This window comes from Betaproteobacteria bacterium (assembly GCA_016720855.1).
Taxonomy (GTDB): domain Bacteria; phylum Pseudomonadota; class Gammaproteobacteria; order Burkholderiales; family Usitatibacteraceae; genus FEB-7.
On sequence record JADKJU010000001.1, the window covers coordinates 1,020,657 to 1,038,610 of the forward strand.

Genomic DNA, 17,954 nt, shown 5'->3' on the forward strand with positions numbered 1-17,954 from the left:
GGTCTGTCCCCTTTTACAAACAAAGGGGACAGACCCCTTTTATGCCTCGACCTACTGGCCGAGATTCGCCGCGGCGAAGTCCCAGTTGAGGAGCTTGTCGATCACCGCGTTCACGTAGTCGGCGCGGCGGTTCTGGTGGTCGAGGTAATAGGCGTGCTCCCACACGTCGATGGTGAGGAGCGGCTTCAGGCCCTGCGTCATCGGCACCTCGGCATTGCCGGTCTTCACGACCTTGAGCTTGCCCGCGCTGTCCGCAACCAGCCAGCCCCAGCCGCTGCCGAACTGGCCGACGGTGGTCGCCGCCATCTGCTTCCTGAACTCGTCGAAGCTGCCGAAGGACTCGTTGATCCTGTCGGCGACCTTGCCGGAAGGCACCCCGCCGCCATTCGGCTTCAGGCTGTTCCAGTAGAAGTCGTGGTTCCAGATCTGCGCGGCGTTGTTGAAGAGCGGCGCCTTGTCGGCCTTGCCGGCGGTGGCCGTCACGATCTCAACGAGCGACTTGCCCTCGAGATCCGTTCCCTTGACGAAGTTGTTCAGGTTGTCCACGTAGGTCTTGTGGTGCTTGCCGTGGTGAAAGCCGACCGTGTTGGCCGAGATGATCGGGGAAAGCGCGTCTGCGGCGTAGGGAAGCGCCATGAGCTGGAACATGGAAAGTCTCCGGAGGAAGTGAGTGTTCGGGTAAAGGCAAATTATAAGGCCAACGCGGGCCCGAAAGCCCCCGCGGGCCGCGGGTGATTCGGTGCCAGGCACGCGTGCCTGGCAACACTCAGGCCGTGGCGCGGGAGGCGTCCCAGCCCCTGGGGATCGAGGCGAGGAGCTTGCGGGTGTATTCCTGCTTCGGATTCCGGTAGATCTCGTCGGCGTTGGCGATCTCCACGATCTCGCCCTGGTTCATCACCATGATCTCGTCCGAGATGTACTTCACCACCGCCAGGTCGTGAGAGATGAAGATGTAGGACAGGCGGTACTCGTCCTGCAGGTCCTGCAGAAGGTTCAGCACCTGCGCCTGCACGGAGACGTCCAGCGCCGAAACGGACTCGTCGCAGATGAGCACATCGGGCTTCATCGTGAGGCAGCGCGCAATGGCGATCCGCTGCCGCTGCCCGCCCGAGAATTCGTGGGGATACTTGTAGAAGGACGCCTCCGGCAGGCCTACTCGGGAAAGCAGGTGGAAGGCCATGTCCTCCCGCTCCCGCGCGTCCTTGCCGATGCCGTGGATCTTCATCGGCTCGGTGAGGGTGTTCCCGACCGTGAAGCGCGGGTTGAGCGAGGCGTACGGGTTCTGGAAGATGATCTGGATGCGCCGGCGATAGGCCATCATCTCCCGGTCGGAGAGCGACAGGAGATCCTTCCCCTCGAAGAGCACCTCCCCGCTCGTGGCGTCGTGAAGTCGCATGAGCGTGAGGCCCACCGTTGTCTTCCCCGAGCCCGACTCGCCCACCAGGCCCAGCGTCTTTCCCTTGGCGAGGCGGAAGTTCACGTCCTTCACCGCGGGCACGGCGCGCTTGCCGAACAGCCCTTCCTTGAGGAAGAAGGTCTTGTTGAGGCCCTTCACCTCGAGGATCACCGCGTCGCTGTCCTTCACGCCGCGCGGACGCTCGTCGTAGTTGGCCGAACCGCCCTGCTTCATGAAGTCGTCGATCACGGGCAGGCGCATCGGGCGCCGGTCAAGGCGCGGCCGGCATTCGAGCAGCGCCCGCGTGTAGGGATGCTGCGGGCTCACGAAGATCCCGCGCACCGGGCCCTGCTCCCGGATCACGCCCTCCTGCATCACCACCACGTGGTCGGCGATCTCGCCCACCACGCCCAGGTCGTGCGTGATGAAGAGCACCGACATGTGGTGCTTCTCCTGCAGCTTCGCCAGGAGCTCCAGGATCTGCTTCTGGATCGTGACGTCCAGCGCCGTGGTCGGCTCGTCGGCGATGAGGAGCTTGGGCTCGCAGGCGATCGCCATGGCGATCATCACGCGCTGCTGCTGCCCGCCGGAGAGCTCGTGCGGAAAACTCTTCACGCGCAGGGCCGGATCCGGGATCCCCACTTCCGAGAGCAGTTCCACCGCGCGAGCCGCCGCTGCCCTGGAGGTCATGCCCATGTGCAGGCGCAGCACTTCCCCGATCTGCTCGCCCACGGGGAACACTGGATTGAGCGACGTCATCGGCTCCTGGAAGATGACCGAGATGTCCTTGCCGCGCAGGTCCTGCAGCCGCTGCGGCGAGGCCTTGAGGAGGTCCTCCCCCGCGTACAGGACGCGGCTCGAAGCCGCAACGGTCGCGTTGTCGGGAAGGAGCCCCAGGATCGACATCGCCGAGACGCTCTTGCCGCTGCCCGACTCGCCCACCAGCGCGATGATCCTGTGCGCAGGGATGTGGAAGGAGATTCCCTTCACCGCCTCGAACGTCGTGTGCCTGTCGATGCGGAAGGTGACGCGCAGGTCCTGGATCTCGAGGAGATGCTGTTCGTTCGCCATTCTCATGTTCCCCGGGTCACTTGAGCTTCGGATCCAGCGCGTCGCGCAGGCTGTCGGTGAGCATCGAGAAGGCGGTCACGAGGATCGCCATGCTCGCGCCCGCGGCGAAGAGCTGCCACCACTTGCCGATCACCAGCTCGTTCTGCGCCTCGGCGAGCATCGTGCCCCACGAGACCATGTCGACCGGCACGCCGAGGCCCAGGAAGGAGAGGATCACCTCCGCCTTGATGAAGCCCACCACGTGCTGCGAGAGCTGCACGAGGATCACGTGGCTCGCGTTGGGCAGGATGTGCACGAACATCCGCGAGAAATGCGAGGCGCCGATCGCCTGCGCGGCCTTCACGTATTCCCGGCCGCAGTGCTTGATGTATTCCGCGCGCACCAGCCGGTAGATTCCCGTCCAGCCGGTGAGCGCCAGGATCACGATGATCGTGTCCAGGCCACGCTTGAACACCGCCGCGAAGGCGAGGATGAGCAGGATGTAGGGAATCGAGGTGAAGATGTTGTAGAACCACTCCAGGAGGTCGTTCACCCTGCCGCCCCAGTAGCCGGCCATGGCGCCCAGCACCGTGCCGATGAGGGTGGCGAAGAGCGCCGCGGTGAGCCCCACGAAGATCGAGACTTCCGATCCCTTGACCGCCTTGGACAGCACATCGCGGCCCCACTTGTCGCCGCCGAAGGGCAGGGACTCCGCACGCTTGACCTCCGTGACGGCGATCTTGGCGGCGCGTTCCTCCCACTCCTTGTAGCGCGGGGCCAGCGGATCGATATCGGAAAGGTCGACGGGCTTTGCCCTGGGGTTCACGTCCCTGTTCGTGACCTCCTTCGCCTCCAGGTTCTCGGCGCCGGCCAGGAACGCGGGATTGGCATAGGAAACGCCCTTCTCCTTGTTCCAGTCGCGCGCGATGAGCCCGCTGAACGAGGCCAGCATCATCGCCAGATAGATCACGACCACGACGAGGGCGATGACGCCGACTCGGTCATTGAGGAGCCGGCGCCACGCGAGTGTCCAGAGCCCCGGGGACTCCTGGCGGACGGGCGGCGTGCTGCTGGGAAGGACTGCGCTCATGTCGGGCCCCTATTTGAACGACACGCGCGGATCGACGAGCTTGTACATCACGTCGACCAGCAGGTTGACGACCATGGTGAGGACGGCCAGGTAGACCGTCACCGCCTTGATCACGGGGAAGTCGCTGCGGTTCACCGCCGTCACGATCTCGCGGCCCAGGCCCGGCACCGAGAAGAACACCTCGAGCAGGAAGGAGCCGACGAAGACGCTCGGCAGGTAGATGCCGACGTTCGTGAGGATCGGGATCATGGCGTTCCTCAGCACGTGCTTCATCATCACCCGCTTCTCCGGCAGGCCCTTCGCGCGCGCGGTGCGCACGTAGTCCTGGTTGATCTCCTCGAGGAAGAAGGACCGGTACAGGCGAAGCTGGGGCGCCAGGCCCACGAAGATGGCCAGCATGATCGGCAGCGGCGCGTAGTTGGTGAGATTCCTCCAGAAGCTCTCGCTCCAGCCCTGCACCGGGAACCAGCCGAGGATGAAGCCGAAGAGCCACTGGCCGAAGATGATGTAGACGAGGAAGCTGATCGACATCGCCGTCGTGCAGATCACCATGATCGCGCGATCGGTGAGGCTGCCGCGCACGTAGGCGACCATGATCGCGAAGACGACCGCGAGCACGGTCTCGATCAGGAGCACCGGCACCATGATGGTGAGCGTGGGCCCGACGCGCGTGAGGAGGATGCGCGAGACCTCCTCGTTGGTGGACCAGCTGCGCCCGAAGTCGAAGGTGAACACCTGCTGCACGAACACCCAGAGCTGGTACCAGTAGGGCTGGTCGACGCCCAGCTGCCTGCGGATGTTGGCGATCTGCTCGGGGTTGGAGATCTTGCCCGCCAGCACCTGCGCGGGGTCGCCCCCCACCCAGTTGAACAGGAAGAAGATCAGCAGGATCACGCCGGCGAGCGTCGGGATCATCTGCCACATGCGTCGGATTACGTAGGCGGTCACGGTGCTTCTCCTTGCGGAAGAAAAGGGGTCAGATCACTTCGCACATTTTCCGGGCAAAGTAATCCGGCCCCGTTTCATTTCGCCGCCGCCTGCCGGGCGGCGACGTCGAGATCCAGGTACTTGAAGTTGGTATACAGGATCGGGTGCTTCTTGTACCCCTTCACCCACGGGTACTGGAGATGATTGAAGATGCGGTGCACGCCCAGGCGCCAGGGCGCATAGGCGAGCAGCAACCGGTTCATCTCGCGATACAGCGCATTTCTCTCCGGGCTGTCGGGCACGGCCTGCGACTTGCGGTAGAGCCGGTCGAACTCCGGGAGCCGGAACCGGGCTTCGTTGGACTGGCCCGTGTTCGGCCCGTAGAGAAGCTGCAGGAAATTCTGCGCATCCGGGTAGTCCGCGATCCACGCGGAGCCGGCCATCTGGAACTTGCCGACGCGCTTGTCGTTCAGGAGATCGGCAAACTGCACCGCTCCCGCGTTGATGCGAATGCCGATGGCGGCCATGGACTTTACCCAGAGCTCGGCCAGCTGGCGATTCGACTGGCTGAAGGCGTTGTACTTGTACTCGATGACGAGGGGCTTTCCGTCGGGCCGCTCGCGCCAGCCGTCCCCATCGCGGTCCGCATAGCCGTACATGTCGAGCAATGCCTTGGCCCGCGCCACGTCGTGGTCCTGCTGCCCGGCGCGGAACTCACTGTCGAAGCCAACCACGCCCGGGGGCACCGGGCTCTGGGCCGGGAGCGCCTGCCCCTTGCGCACGATCCCGATCTCCTGGTCGCGGTCGTGGGCGAGAACCATGGCACGGCGCAGTGCCACCCGCTGCGGGTCGTAGCCGCCAACCGCCGGATCTTCGAGGTTGAAGACGTCGTAGGTGATCTCCGGCTGCTCTTCCCGGAATACCTTCACACCCTGCCTGGCGAGGCCCGGGGCGAGCCTGCCGTTCGGGAGCACCTGGTCGATGAACTCGAACGGCGTCTCGTCGAGTATGTCGTGCTCGTGGTTCACGAAGGCGAGGAAGCGGGGCTGCTCCTCCTCGATGGGATAGATCTCGACGCGATCGAGCAGCGGCAGGCGCTTGCCGCGCAGCGCGTCGATCGCCCGCCGGTCCCATTCGTCGGCCGGATCGGCGTAGCGCGTGTCCAGCTCGTAGCCGCGGTGGTTGGGGTTCCTTTCCAGCACGATCTTCGAGCGGCGCACCCAGTCCTTGAGCACGAACGGGCCGGTGCCGACCGGATGGGCCATCGTGTCGTCGCCATAGGCCTCGATGACCTCGCGCGCGACCGGCACGACGTTGGGCATCGCCAGGACGTAGAGGAAATTGAAGTCGGGCTCCGACAGCTTGAAGCTGATCGTGTACCGGTCGCGAATTTCCAGGCCCGCGACCCGGGCATCGTAGTCCAGGTGGCCGCTCTTCTTCGCAGCCGCGGCGAGCTCGTCGAGGCCCACGATCTTGTGCTCGAACAGCCACTCGTAGGGGCTGGCGTAGCGCGGGTCGCGGAAGCGCTTGATCGAATACTCGAAGTCCCGAGCCACAAGCTCGCGCCGGGATCCCTTGAACGCCAGGTCGTCGGAAAAGAGGATGCCCGGCCGGATGCGGAAGGTGTAGCGGGTGCCGCCCTCCTCCGGCTCGGGAATCGCCTCGGCCACCAGCGGGACGAGCCGCACCGGGCGGGCGAGGTAATCGTAGGTGAGGAGTCCCTCGAACAGGTTCTCGCAGACCCCGACCGAGTAGCGGTCGAAGACGCGCTGCGGGTCGAACCCCGCCTCGGCCGTGCGAAACGACATCCGCAGCACCTTGCGCTCCACCGCTGCCCAGGCCGGGCCCGCGGCAGCAAGCGCGCAGGCAAGGCAGGCGGCGAAGACGGCCAAGAGTCGTTTCAAGCGGGGGCTCCGGATTCGGGCAAATCGCGAATTATAGAGGAGGAAGAAAAAGGGGACAGACCCCTTTTCCGGAAAGGGGGTCTGTCCCCTTTTTCATTTGAGGGACTTCGCCCGGAGGTCGAGGTCGATGTCGACGTAGCGGTACGAGTCGTGCAGGAAGTTGTGCTTGCGCCAGCCCAGCACCCACGGCTGGATCATCTGGTCGCGCTTGCGGTGCACGAAGGACTTCCACGGCGCGTAAACCGCGACCAGGCGGATCATCTCCCCGTAGATGCGCGTGCGCTCCGGGCCCGGTGGGAGCGCGGCCGCCTGGTCGTAGAGACGGTCGTATTCGGGCAGCTGGAAGCAACCGTCGTTGGAGGATCCGCAGTTGGGCCCGTAGAGGAGCTGCAGTCCGTTCTCCGCATCCGGGTAGTCGTAGTTCCAGGCGAGGTGCCAGTTCGAGAGCTTGCCCAGCTTCGACTTCTTCCTCAGGTCGGGCCACTTCTCGACCAGCACCTCGACCCGGATCCCGATCGCCTCGACGTTCTTCTTCCAGAGCTGGGTGAAGAGGCGCTCGAGCTGCGTCGGCCCCGTTGCATAGGTGAACACGAGCGGGCTGCCGTCGGGCTGCTCGCGCCAGCCGTCGCCGTCGCGGTCGAGGTAGCCGAACATGTCCAGGAGCGCCTTGGCCCGCGCCGGGTCGTAGGAAGGCCCCAGGTAGAAATCGGGATCGTGGCCGAGGACGCCCGGCGGCAGCGGGGAGCGCGCCTCGATCGCGGCGCCGTTGCGCACGAGGAAGATCTCGTCCTCCATGTTGTAGGCAAGGCTCATGGCCCGGCGCAATGCGACCCGCTCCGTCGTGTACCCGCCCCAGACCGGATCCTTCATGTTCCAGTACATGTAGCTCACGTCGATGTCGATGCCGGGGATGTGCTTCACGCCCTTCTTCGCGAGCCACGGCGCGAGCTGCTCGCCCGGAAGCGCCATGCTCTTGAACTCGTAGGGCAGGTTCACCCAGTCCAGCTCCCCGTTGAGGAAGGCGAGCCAGCGCGGCTGCGACTCCTCGATCACCGAGATCTCCACGCGGTCGAGCTGCGGAATGCGCTTGCCCTTCATTTCCCGGTAGAGGCGCTGCGAAACGGGGTCGCCGGCGGGAGGCTCGGCCTCATAGGTCTCCTCGCGGTAGCCGGGGTTCCTCTCGAGCACGATCTTCGAGGAACGCTTCCACTCCTTAAGGACAAACGGGCCGGTGCCAACGGGGTGGGCGCCGATATCGGTGCCGTAATGCTCCACGACTTCCCGTGCCTGCGCGCCGAGCGTGCCCATCGCGAGGACGTAGAGAAAGTTGTAGTCGGGCTTCGCCAGGCGGATGCGCAGCGTGTGGCGATCCAGCACCTCGAGCCCCCGGATCGGCGCGTCGTAGTCGAGGGCTCCGGCCTTCTTCGCGGCCGCGGCCGCCTCGTCGATGCCGTCGATCCGGCCCTTGACCAGCCAGGCGTTGGGCGAGGAGATCTTCGGGTCGATGAGGCGCTTGATCGCGAACTCGTAGTCCCTCGCCTCGAGCTCGCGCCGCTTTCCGCCGAACACCGGGTCGTCGGCGAAATAGATGCCCTTCCTGAGGCGCAGCAGGTAGGTGCGGCCACCTTCCGTGATCTCCGGCATCGACTCGACCGTCTGCGGCTTGAGCTTGTAGGGCCGCGCGAGCATGTCGTAGGTGAGCGGCGATTCCAGGATCTCGTCGATCACGGTGTTCGAATACGTGTCGGAGGCGAAGGCCGGGTCGAAATTCGTCTCCGCGATGACGAACGGGACGCGAAGGACCTTCAGCGGGGCAGCGGCCGCTGCCGGGGATGCCAGCGTCCCGAGGAGGCAGGCGAGCAGGAGCAATCGCATCATCGGGCTATCGGCCCGCGGCCGCGAGCAGCGCAAGGTCGATGTCCACGAACTTCCACGTGCCGCGCATGACCGGGTGCCGGTAGTAGCCCGTGACCCACGGGTGCACGAGGTCATTGTAGTACCGGTGCACGCCCAGGCGCCACGGCGCGTACACGAGGAAGAGCCGATTCATCTCGCGATAGAGCGCGTTTCGCTCGGGGCCATTGGGCAGGCGCCTGGCCTGCTCGTAGAGCCGGTCGAATTCGGGTAGGCTGAATCGCGAGTGGTTGGCCTGCCCCTCGTTGGGCCCGTAGAGCATCACGAAGAAAACGTCCGCGTCGGGGATTGCCGCGCTCCAGCCCAGGCCCCACATCTGCAGCTTGCCGGCCTTGGATTCCTTCAGCAGGTCCGGCCACTTGGCCTTCTTGAACGTCATCCGGATGCCGATGCCGTCCATGTTCTTCTTCCAGTTCTCGTCGAGCGGCTTCTGCGCTCCCTCGGGCCGGGAGGCGTACTCGATGGAAAACGGCTTGCACTCGTCGGCCGCGCTTTTGCGGGGCAGGTCGCGGTACCCGTCTCCGTCGCAGTCCTCGTAGCCGAACATGTCCAGGAGCGCCTTCGCCCTGGCCGGGTTGTACTCGGTGGCCGTCGAGCGGAAGTCGGGGTCGTAACCGATCGCCCCGGGGCCTATCGGGCTGTACGCGGGGATCGCCTGGTTCTTCCTCGGGATGCGGATCTCGGTCTCCACGTCCTGGCCCAGCACGATCGCTCGGCGCAGCGCGACCTTCTCCGGCGTGTAGCCGCCGATGACCGGATCCTTCATCGCGAAGTACGAGTAGGTGACCTCCATGCCCGGCTGGCGGTCGAGCTGGATGCCGCGCCTGGCGAGGTTGGGCGCGAGGCGGTTGTTGGGCACCACCACGTTGGAGAACTCGTCCGGCACCCGCTCGATGTAGTCGTGCTCCGCGTTGAGGAAGGCAAGCCATCGCGGCTGGTTCTCCTCCACGATGTAGACCTCGACCTTCCCCACCATCGGCAGGCGCTTGCCCTTGTTCGCGGCGTAGGCCGCCTGCGCGCGCTCGTCCCCGGGCGCCGGCTCGCCGTCGAAGCGCTGCTCGCGGAACCCCGGATTGGCCTCGAAGACCATCTTCGACGAACGCTTCCAGAAGGTGAGCCGGTACGGGCCGGTCCCCACCGGGTTCTCGCCGATCTTGTCGCCGTAGAACTCGTCCGCCTCGCGGGCCAGCGCACACGTGAGGTTGCAGTACGCGAGGTAGTAGAGGAAGTTGTAGTTCGGCTGCTTGAGGCGGATCTGGAAAGTGTAGCGATCAATCGCTCGCAGGCCTTCGACGGGCGTGTCGTAGTCCATGCGGTTCGCCTTGCGGGCGGCGGCAAGGATCTCGTCCATGCCGGCGATCTGGCCCTCGAGCAGGTACAGGTTGGGCGATTTCTTCTTCGGGTCGAAGACGCGCTTGATCGAGTAGATGTAGTCCTGCGCGACGAGCTCGCGCCGCTTGCCCTTGAACGACGGATCGTCGACGAAGTAGATCCCCTCCTTCACCCGCATCGTGTAGAGCGTGCCGTTCTCGGTGACTTCCGGCATGGCGACGAGCGTGTTGGGAACGAGCTTCATCGGCCGCGCCACGTAGTCGTACTCGAGCGGCGGGTCGAAGATGTTGGCGATGAGGTTTCCGGAATAAAGATCGGAAAGCTCAACCGGGTCGAAGCCCGTCTCCGCGATGGGAAAGGCGTAGCGGAAGACCTTGGCGGCATCGGCGGCGGCCGCGGGCGCAGCGGCGAGCAGGACGATCGCGGCGGCAGCGAGAAATCTCGCGAACATCATGAAAATCGGACCTCCGGGATGCGACGGCCGGGAAACGGACCGGGAATACGATAGAATTCGACCGCGTTCGTGGCGGAAAATTGCCGCAATTCTACTGGGAAAGGACGCCGCCAATGGGGTTCCTGCAGGGCAAGCGCATCCTCATCACCGGGATGCTCTCCAACCGGTCCATCGCATACGGCATCGCAAAGGCCGTGGTGCGCGAAGGCGCCGAAGTGGCCTTCACCTACCAGGGCGAGGGCATCCGGGAGCGCGTGGCGGAGCTGGCCAGCGAGTTCGGCGACGCCCCGGTCTACCCCTGCGACGTGGCCGAAGACGCCCAGATCGACGCGCTGTTCGCGAGCCTGGCGAAGCACTGGGACGGCGGGTTCGACGGCCTCGTGCACGCGATCGCCTATGCCCCCCGGGAAGCGCTCAAGGGCGAACTCCATGAATCCATCACCCGCGAAGCCTTCCGCATCGCCCACGACGTCTCCAGCTACAGCCTGGCCGCGCTCGCGAAGGGCGCCGCGCCGTGCATGCAAGGCCGGAGCGGGGCGATCGTCACGCTCTCCTATCTCGGGGCGGTGCGCTCGCTGCCCCGCTACAACGTGATGGGACTCGCCAAGGCGAGCCTGGAGGCCTGCGTGCGCTACCTGGCCATGGGCCTGGGGCCCCAGGGCATCCGCGTCAACGCGATCTCCGCAGGCCCCATCAAGACGCTGGCCGCCGCCGGCATCGGCGATTTCGGCAAGATCTTCCGCTTTGTGGAGAGGAACGCGCCGCTTCGCCGCAACGTGACGACGGACGAAGTGGGCAACGTCGCCGCCTTCCTGCTCTCTGACCTGTCCAGCGGCATCACCGGCGAAGTGACCTACGTGGACGCCGGCTTCAGCACCACGACCGCCGGCCTCGCCGACGAGGCCTGACAGAAAAAGGGGACAGACCCCTTTTTCTAGGGTGTGGCCTTCTTCTCGAAGGCGTCCTTCTTCACTTCCACGCCGATGCTTCCGCGCAGGCTCGCGAGGGCGCTTTCGAGCTCGCTCATGGCCACGGTCTGCCGGAGCCGGTCCGCCAGGGCCTTGCGCTTCGCGTCGTCGATGGTGTCCACCTCGATCACCTTGGTGATCCTCACCAGCGCGTAGCCGGCGGGGGTGGCCACACCCACGACGGACGGGAGCTTCTTCGCGTCCGCGCGGAACACCTTGTCCAGCACCGGAGGGAAAAGCCCGCCGGGCTTCTGGCGGCTGACCGCGAGGGGAGCGGGCCACTTGAGCCCGGCGTCCTTGCCCTCGGCCGACGCCTTGAGCTTCGCCTCTCCGTCCGCCGTGGCCAGCCGGACCGCCTCTTCGCGCTTGTATCGCTGCTCGATCGTGGCCCGCACGGAGTCGAAGGGACGCTGCTCGGCCGGCTTGTGCTCGAGGATGCGCGCGGCCACCAGCACGCTGGGGGCCACTTCGATGGCGGCGGTGTTGCGCTTGGCCTTGATCGTGTTGTCGGAGAAGATCTCCGCGATCACCTTCGGGTTGGCGAGGATGGGCGGCGCGCCGCCGATCCGGCTGAACCAGCCGGACTGCTGGATGGGAAGCTGGAACTGGTCGGCGGAGGGCTTCAGGCTCGTGGACTGCTCGTACACCATGTTGGTCAGGCCCTCGGCCACATCCGCGAACCGGCGCGCGGCCGCGCTCTTCTTGAGCTCCGCCTCTATCTCGGGCGCGGCCTCCGCCAGGCTCTTGCCCTTCTCCGGCCTCACGTCCGTCACGCGGATCACGTGCCAGCCGAAATCCGACCGCACCGGGCCCACCACCTCGTCCTTCTTCGCCGCAAACGCGGCCTCCTCGAAGGGCTTTACCATGGCACCGCGGGCGAAGAAGCCGAGGTCGCCACCCTGCGGGGCACTGCCGGGGTCCTGGGATTCCTTCTTTGCCGTCTCGGCGAAACTCGCGGGCTTCTTCTTCATCTCGGCGGCCAGCGCCGCTGCCTTGGCCTCGACCGCCTTCTTTTCCGCGTCCGTCGCGTCCGGCTTCACCGCCAGGAGAATGTGGCTCGCGCGCCGCTCCTCGCGCTGCACGAAGCGCGACTTGTTGGTCTCGTAGAACTTCTTCACGTCCTCCGGATCGGCAGGCGTCTTCGCCGCCAGGGCATCCATCGAGAGTTCCACGTATTCCACGCGCACCTGCTCCGGCACGGCGAATTCCTGGAGGTGGGCGTTGTAATACGCCTTGAGCTGCTCCTCGGTCGGTTTCACGGCCGCGACGAAGGGCTCGGGGCCGATGTTCACGACGCTCACTTCGCGGCTCTGCTCCGACAGGCGGATGAAGCCGTCGAGCGTGGACTTCGGGACGATCGCCGTCTGGACGATCGCATCCCGGTAACGGGCCAGCCGCATGTCCTCGCGCAGGCGCTCGTCGAGGCCGACGACGCTGTATCCCATCGAGCGCGCCATGGCTTCGTAACGCGGTCTGGAGAACTTGCCGTCTTCCTGGAAGGCGGGCTCGGCGGCGATGCGATCGGCCAGCTGCTTGTCGTCGATGCGAACGCCCGCGCGCTCGGACCCGATCGAGATCAGGCGCTCGTTGATCACGCGATCGAGGACGGACTTGCGCATCTCCGGGTTCTCCATGATCGAGGAGTCGAAGTTGCGCCCGAACTGCGCCTGCAGCGTCTCCTGCTGCTGGCGCAGGGCCTGGTCGAAGTCGCCCTGGCTCACGCGCAGCTTGCCCACGGACGCGACCGTGTCGCCGCCCATGGGCGAGCGGAAGTAGTAATCGACGCCGAAGAGGCCGAAGGGGATGATGAGGAAGATCGCGAAGAAGAACTTGACGATCTTGTACTGGGAGAGCGTTCGGATCTGGTCGAGCATGGCGATCAAGGCCTCTGGCCCGTAACCCGGGCATTCAAGCAAAAAGGGCGAACCCGCACGGGTTCGCCCTGGTGGACTGGCGGAGTGGACGGGACTCGAACCCGCGACCCCCGGCGTGACAGGCCGGTATTCTAACCAACTGAACTACCACTCCTTAGGGACTTCTGGCCCCGCTGCCCCGGCTGCTTGGCCCCTGGGCCGCGACCGGCGACTGCTGGTGGGTGCTGAGGGTCTCGAACCCCCGACATTCGCCGTGTAAGGACGACGCTCTACCAACTGAGCTAAGCACCCGGGAAGCCCGCTAGTTTAGCGCATCGCGAAGCGCTTTTCCAGCGCGGAACTTCGGGACCTTCGCAGCCTTGATCTTGATGGGCGCCCCGGTGCGCGGGTTGCGGCCGGCCCGGGAAGCGCGCCTGCCCACATGGAAGGTGCCGAAGCCGACCAGGCTCACGGACTGCCCCTTGCGAAGCGAGCTCCTGATCGCGGCGAGCGCCCCTTCGAGCGCGCGGCCGGCCGCCGCCTTGGAGATGTCGGCGCTCTTGGCGATCGCCTCGATGAGATCCGTCTTGTTCACGTCTTGCTCCCTTGCAATGGTTCGAATTCGTGTCAGTGCTTGACGACCAGCCCTTCGACGGGCGGAGTCGGGGCGGCCGGCGGCGGGTTGGCGGGTGCCGCCTCCGCCAGGGGCTCGGGCTTCGTCTCGAGAGCGCGTTCGAGGACCTCGTCGATCCAGCGAACCGGAATGATCTCGATCTGGCCCTTGATCTCCTCCGGAAGCTCCTCGGCCAGGTCCTTCACGTTCTCGTGCGGGATGAGCACGGTCTTCACGCCGCCGCGGTGGGCCGCCAGCAGCTTTTCCTTCAGGCCGCCGATGGGCAGCACTTCGCCCCGCAGCGTGATCTCGCCCGTCATGGCGACGTCGCAGCGCACCGGGATGCCGGTGAGCACGGAGACGAGCGCCGTGGTGATCGCGATGCCCGCGCTGGGCCCGTCCTTGGGCGTGGCGCCCTCGGGCAGGTGGATGTGCAGGTCGAGGCTCTGGTAGAAATCCTCGGCGATGCCCAGGCGCTTGGCGCGCGCGCGCACCACCGAGATCGCCGCCTTGATCGATTCCTGCATCACTTCGCCCAGCTTGCCGGTGGTGACGGTGTTCCCCTTGCCGGGGACCTTGGCCGCTTCCACCGTGAGGAGCTCGCCGCCAACTTCCGTCCATGCAAGGCCCGTGACCTGGCCCACCTGGTTTTCCTTCTCGGCGATGCCGTAGGTGTACTTGCGCACGCCCAGGTACTTGTCGAGGTTCTTCGCGTTCACCGTGACGACGCTGCCGTCCTTCTTCCTGATGAGGATGGCCTTCACCACCTTGCGGCAGATCTTGGCCAGCTCGCGGTCGAAGCCGCGCACGCCCGCCTCGCGCGTGTAGTAGCGCGCGATGTCGCGCAGGGCCGAATCGGCCACCGCGAGCTCGCCCGTCTTCAGGCCGTTCGCCTTCAGCTGCTTGGGCAGCAGGTACTCCTTGGCGATGTGGATCTTCTCGCTCTCCGTGTAGCCGGAGAGGCGGATGACTTCCATCCGGTCGAGCAGCGGCGCCGGGATGTTGAGCGTGTTGGCGGTGGCGACGAACATCACGTCGGACAGGTCGTACTCGACCTCGACGTAGTGATCGACGAAGGTGTGGTTCTGCTCGGGGTCGAGCACCTCCAGCAGCGCCGAGGACGGGTCGCCGCGGAAGTCCATGCCCATCTTGTCCACCTCGTCGAGCAGGAAGAGCGGATTGCTCACGCCGATCTTGGTCATGTTCTGCAGGATCTTGCCGGGCATCGAGCCGATGTAGGTGCGGCGGTGGCCGCGGATCTCGGCTTCATCGCGCACGCCGCCCAGCGACATGCGCGAGAACTTGCGGTTCGTCGCGCGCGCGATCGACTGCCCCAGGGAAGTCTTGCCCACGCCCGGAGGGCCCACGAGGCACAGGATCGGGGCCTTGAGCTTGTCCACGCGCTGCTGCACCGCGAGGTACTCGACGATGCGTTCCTTGACCTTTTCCAGCCCGTAGTGGTCGGCGTCGAGGATCTTCTCGGAATTCTTGAGGTCGGTGGAGACCTTGGTCTTCTTTTTCCACGGCAGGCCCACGAGGGTGTCGATGTAGTTGCGTACCACCGTTGCCTCGGCCGACATGGGCGACATGAGCTTGAGCTTCTTCAGCTCCGCCTCGGCCTTCACGCGCGCCTCCTTGGGCATGTGCGCGCCCTTCACCTTCTTCTCCAGCTCGTCGAGATCCGCGCCTTCCTCGGAGTCTCCCAGTTCCTTCTGGATCGCCTTCACCTGCTCGTTCAGGTAGTACTCGCGCTGGCTCTTCTCCATCTGGCGCTTCACGCGCCCGCGGATGCGCTTTTCCACCTGCATGATGTCGATCTCGGTCTCCAGCAGCTGCAGCAGCTGCTCGAGCCGGCGCGCCACCTCGTACATCTCGAGGATCTGCTGCTTCTGCTCGAGCTTGAGCGGCAGGTGCGCGGCGATCGTGTCCGACAGGCGCCCGGCTCCGTCGATACCGGAGAGCGAGGTCAGCACCTCGGGCGGGATCTTCTTGTTCAGCTTCACGTACTGGTCGAACTGCGTGAGCAGCGTGCGGCGCATCGCCTCGACCTCGGTGGAGTCGACCTCGTCCACGACGATCGGCTCGATCTCGGCCTCGAAGTTCGCCTTCTCGGTGAGCACGCGCACGATGCCGGCGCGCTGCACGCCCTCCACCAGCACCTTCACGGTGCCGTCGGGAAGCTTGAGCATCTGCAGGATCGTGGACACGGTGCCCACGGCGTAGAGATCCTCGGGGGCGGGCTCGTCCTTGGCGGCGGACTTCTGCGCCACGAGGACGACGTTCTTGCCCTCCTCCATGGCCGCTTCCAGCGCCTTGATGGACTTCGGGCGCCCCACGAACAGCGGGATCACCATGTGCGGGAACACCACGACGTCCCGCAGCGGCAGCAGCGGGAGGACGCGGGGTTCAGGGGTCGATTCGGTCATGGCGATATCCTGGGAGAAGTCAGGAAAGATAGGTGGGGTCGTGCGGGCCGGTCATCAAGGCCCGGCGGTGAGGAGGTGCGCAAGGTCCCCGGGAGCGCGCTACCCCTGCGCACCCGCGACCTTCGGCTGGTCGGCGTAGATGAGCAAGGGCTTGGTGTCGCCGGAGATGCAACCCTCGTCCACCACCACCTTCTGGACGTTGGAGAGCGAGGGCAGGTCGAACATGATGTCGAGCAGCGCATGCTCGATGATGGAACGCAGGCCGCGCGCACCGGTGCGCCGTTCCAGCGCGCGCTTGGCGATCGCCGTGAGGGCATTGTCCCGGTACTCGAGCTCGACGCCTTCCATGGCGAGCAGCCTCTGGTACTGCTTCACCAGCGCGTTCTTGGGCTCGGTGAGGATCTTCACGAGCGCTTCGGCGTCGAGTTCCTCCAGCACCGCCACCACGGGCAGGCGCCCGACGAATTCCGGGATCAGGCCGTACTTGATGAGGTCCTCCGGCTCCACGTCCTGGAGGAGCTGGTTCATTTCCTTGCGGTCGGAGGTCGAGCGCACCTGCGCCCCGAACCCCATGCCTGAGGTGTCCGTGCGGTACTGGATCACCTTTTCCAGCCCGCTGAAGGCGCCGCCGCAGATGAAGAGGATGTTCGTGGTATCGACCTGGACGAACTCCTGGTTCGGGTGCTTGCGCCCGCCCTGCGGAGGCACGGAGGCGATGGTGCCCTCGATCAGCTTGAGGAGCGCCTGCTGCACGCCCTCGCCGCTCACGTCGCGCGTGATGGACGGGTTGTCGCTCTTGCGCGAGATCTTGTCGATCTCGTCGATGTAGACGATGCCGCGCTGCGCCTTCTCGACGTCGTAGTCGCACTTCTGCAGGAGCTTCTGGATGATGTTTTCGACATCCTCGCCGACGTAGCCGGCCTCCGTGAGCGTGGTCGCGTCCGCGATCACGAAGGGGACGTTGAGCAGGCGCGCGAGCGTCTGCGCGAGGAGGGTCTTCCCGGAGCCCGTCGGCCCGATGAGCAGGATGTTGGACTTGGCGAGCTCCACCTCGTCCTGCTTGCTGCCGGTCTTCAGGCGCTTGTAGTGGTTGTAGACGGCGACCGACAGGATCTTCTTGGCCTGCACCTGGCCGATCACGTACTGGTCGAGGATGTCGCAGATCTCATGCGGGCTGGGCAGGTCGCTCTTGGCGGCCTTGGCGGTGGCATCCGGCGCGGCCTCCTCGCGGATGATGTCGTTGCACAGGTCGATGCACTCGTCGCAGATGAACACCGACGGGCCCGCGATGAGCTTCCTGACCTCGTGCTGGCTCTTGCCGCAGAACGAGCAGTAGAGGAGCTTCTCGCCGCCGACCTTTTCCGTCATCGCCTTCCTCGCCGGAACGTTTAGGCCGCGACCTGCGCGCGGGTCGTGAGAATCGTGTCCACCAGGCCGTACTTTACCGCTTCTTCCGCGCCCATGAAATTGTCGCGGTCGGTGTCGCGGTCGATCACCTCGATCGTCTGCCCGGTGTGCGCGGCCATCATCTCGTTCAGCCGGCGCTTGAGGTACAGCACCTCCTTCGCGTGGATCTCGATGTCGGAGGCCTGGCCGGAGAACCCGCCCGAGGGCTGGTGGATCATGACGCGCGAGTTGGGCAGGATAAAGCGCTTGCCCTTCGCGCCGGCGGCCAGGAGGAAGGCGCCCATGCTGGCCGCTATCCCCGTGCACAGGGTCGAGACCGCGGGCTTGATGAACTGCATCGTGTCGTAGATCGCCAGCCCCGCCGAGACGCTGCCGCCCGGCGAGTTGATGTAGAAGTTGATGTCCTTGTCGGGGTTCTCGCTCTCCAGGAAGAGCAGCTGCGCCACGATCAGGTTGGCCATCGAGTCGTTGATCGGGCCCACGAGAAAGATCACACGCTCCTTGAGCAGGCGCGAATAGATGTCGTAGGCGCGCTCGCCGCGCCCCGACTGCTCGATCACCATCGGAATGAGGCCCAGCCCTTCCGGCCCCTGATACTCGTCTCGCATCGCGTCTCCTCG

General features: G+C 65.6%; 13 protein-coding genes and 2 tRNA genes. 1 reads left to right on the forward strand and 14 read right to left on the reverse strand.

Annotated elements, in window-relative coordinates; translation table 11 throughout:
- Positions 1 to 51: 51 nt before the first annotated feature.
- From IPP91_04565 to IPP91_04595, 7 genes are all read right to left on the reverse strand, one after another.
- A complete protein-coding gene (locus IPP91_04565) occupies positions 52 to 648 on the reverse strand; it encodes a superoxide dismutase (GenBank protein MBL0141339.1) in 597 nt (198 codons plus the stop codon).
- 118 nt (positions 649 to 766) lie between these two features.
- Positions 767 to 2,467 carry an ABC transporter ATP-binding protein gene (locus IPP91_04570; protein MBL0141340.1) on the reverse strand — a complete coding sequence of 567 codons (1,701 nt, stop codon included), beginning with the start codon at positions 2,465 to 2,467 and terminating at the stop codon, positions 767 to 769.
- Between the two features lie 16 nt (positions 2,468 to 2,483).
- A complete protein-coding gene (locus IPP91_04575) occupies positions 2,484 to 3,536 on the reverse strand; it encodes an ABC transporter permease (GenBank protein ID MBL0141341.1) in 1,053 nt (350 codons plus the stop codon).
- 9 nt (positions 3,537 to 3,545) lie between these two features.
- On the reverse strand, positions 3,546 to 4,484 hold the full coding sequence (locus IPP91_04580; protein ID MBL0141342.1) for an ABC transporter permease: 939 nt from the start codon (positions 4,482 to 4,484) through the stop codon (positions 3,546 to 3,548).
- Between the two features lie 74 nt (positions 4,485 to 4,558).
- Entirely contained in the window at positions 4,559 to 6,367 is a 1,809-nt protein-coding gene (locus tag IPP91_04585; GenBank protein ID MBL0141343.1) for a bicyclomycin resistance protein, read from the reverse strand.
- 93 nt (positions 6,368 to 6,460) lie between these two features.
- A complete protein-coding gene (locus tag IPP91_04590) occupies positions 6,461 to 8,245 on the reverse strand; it encodes a bicyclomycin resistance protein (protein ID MBL0141344.1) in 1,785 nt (594 codons plus the stop codon).
- A 4-nt stretch (positions 8,246 to 8,249) separates the two neighbouring features.
- Complete coding sequence (locus tag IPP91_04595; protein ID MBL0141345.1) at positions 8,250 to 10,067, reverse strand: bicyclomycin resistance protein; 1,818 nt, start codon at positions 10,065 to 10,067, stop codon at positions 8,250 to 8,252.
- 113 nt (positions 10,068 to 10,180) lie between these two features.
- Here IPP91_04595 and IPP91_04600 point away from each other — a divergent pair, with 113 nt between their 5' ends.
- Positions 10,181 to 10,975 carry an SDR family oxidoreductase gene (locus tag IPP91_04600; protein MBL0141346.1) on the forward strand — a complete coding sequence of 265 codons (795 nt, stop codon included), beginning with the start codon at positions 10,181 to 10,183 and terminating at the stop codon, positions 10,973 to 10,975.
- Between the two features lie 26 nt (positions 10,976 to 11,001).
- Here the strand turns inward: IPP91_04600 and IPP91_04605 are convergent, their stop codons facing one another.
- From IPP91_04605 to clpP, 7 genes are all read right to left on the reverse strand, one after another.
- Positions 11,002 to 12,909, reverse strand: a complete 1,908-nt coding sequence (locus IPP91_04605) for a SurA N-terminal domain-containing protein (GenBank protein MBL0141347.1) — start codon at positions 12,907 to 12,909, stop codon at positions 11,002 to 11,004.
- 77 nt (positions 12,910 to 12,986) lie between these two features.
- Positions 12,987 to 13,063: transfer RNA gene (locus tag IPP91_04610), tRNA-Asp, on the reverse strand.
- A 61-nt stretch (positions 13,064 to 13,124) separates the two neighbouring features.
- Positions 13,125 to 13,200 (reverse strand) — tRNA-Val (locus IPP91_04615).
- 10 nt (positions 13,201 to 13,210) lie between these two features.
- The gene (locus IPP91_04620) at positions 13,211 to 13,501 is read right to left on the reverse strand and encodes an HU family DNA-binding protein (protein MBL0141348.1); all 291 of its coding nucleotides are present in this window, start codon (positions 13,499 to 13,501) and stop codon (positions 13,211 to 13,213) included.
- Positions 13,502 to 13,515: 14 nt separating this feature from the next.
- A complete protein-coding gene (gene lon / locus IPP91_04625) occupies positions 13,516 to 15,927 on the reverse strand; it encodes an endopeptidase La (GenBank protein MBL0141349.1) in 2,412 nt (803 codons plus the stop codon).
- 99 nt (positions 15,928 to 16,026) lie between these two features.
- The gene (clpX, locus tag IPP91_04630) at positions 16,027 to 17,295 is read right to left on the reverse strand and encodes an ATP-dependent Clp protease ATP-binding subunit ClpX (GenBank protein ID MBL0141350.1); all 1,269 of its coding nucleotides are present in this window, start codon (positions 17,293 to 17,295) and stop codon (positions 16,027 to 16,029) included.
- A gap of 20 nt (positions 17,296 to 17,315) precedes the next feature.
- Positions 17,316 to 17,942, reverse strand: a complete 627-nt coding sequence (gene clpP, locus IPP91_04635; GenBank protein ID MBL0141351.1) for an ATP-dependent Clp endopeptidase proteolytic subunit ClpP — start codon at positions 17,940 to 17,942, stop codon at positions 17,316 to 17,318.
- Positions 17,943 to 17,954 lie beyond the last annotated feature (12 nt).

Bases quoted from the DNA above. Each gene is read 5' to 3' on its own strand.
- IPP91_04565 (MBL0141339.1), bottom strand. From the start codon at position 648: ATGTTCCAGCTCATGGCGCTTCCCTACGCCGCAGACGCGCTTTCCCCG.
- IPP91_04570 (MBL0141340.1), bottom strand. From the start codon at position 2,467: ATGGCGAACGAACAGCATCTCCTCGAGATCCAGGACCTGCGCGTCACC.
- IPP91_04575 (MBL0141341.1), bottom strand. From the start codon at position 3,536: ATGAGCGCAGTCCTTCCCAGCAGCACGCCGCCCGTCCGCCAGGAGTCC.
- IPP91_04590 (MBL0141344.1), bottom strand. From the start codon at position 8,245: ATGATGCGATTGCTCCTGCTCGCCTGCCTCCTCGGGACGCTGGCATCC.
- IPP91_04595 (MBL0141345.1), bottom strand. From the start codon at position 10,067: ATGATGTTCGCGAGATTTCTCGCTGCCGCCGCGATCGTCCTGCTCGCC.
- IPP91_04600 (MBL0141346.1), top strand. From the start codon at position 10,181: ATGGGGTTCCTGCAGGGCAAGCGCATCCTCATCACCGGGATGCTCTCC.
- IPP91_04605 (MBL0141347.1), bottom strand. From the start codon at position 12,909: ATGCTCGACCAGATCCGAACGCTCTCCCAGTACAAGATCGTCAAGTTC.
- lon (MBL0141349.1), bottom strand. From the start codon at position 15,927: ATGACCGAATCGACCCCTGAACCCCGCGTCCTCCCGCTGCTGCCGCTG.
- clpX (MBL0141350.1), bottom strand. From the start codon at position 17,295: ATGACGGAAAAGGTCGGCGGCGAGAAGCTCCTCTACTGCTCGTTCTGC.
- clpP (MBL0141351.1), bottom strand. From the start codon at position 17,942: ATGCGAGACGAGTATCAGGGGCCGGAAGGGCTGGGCCTCATTCCGATG.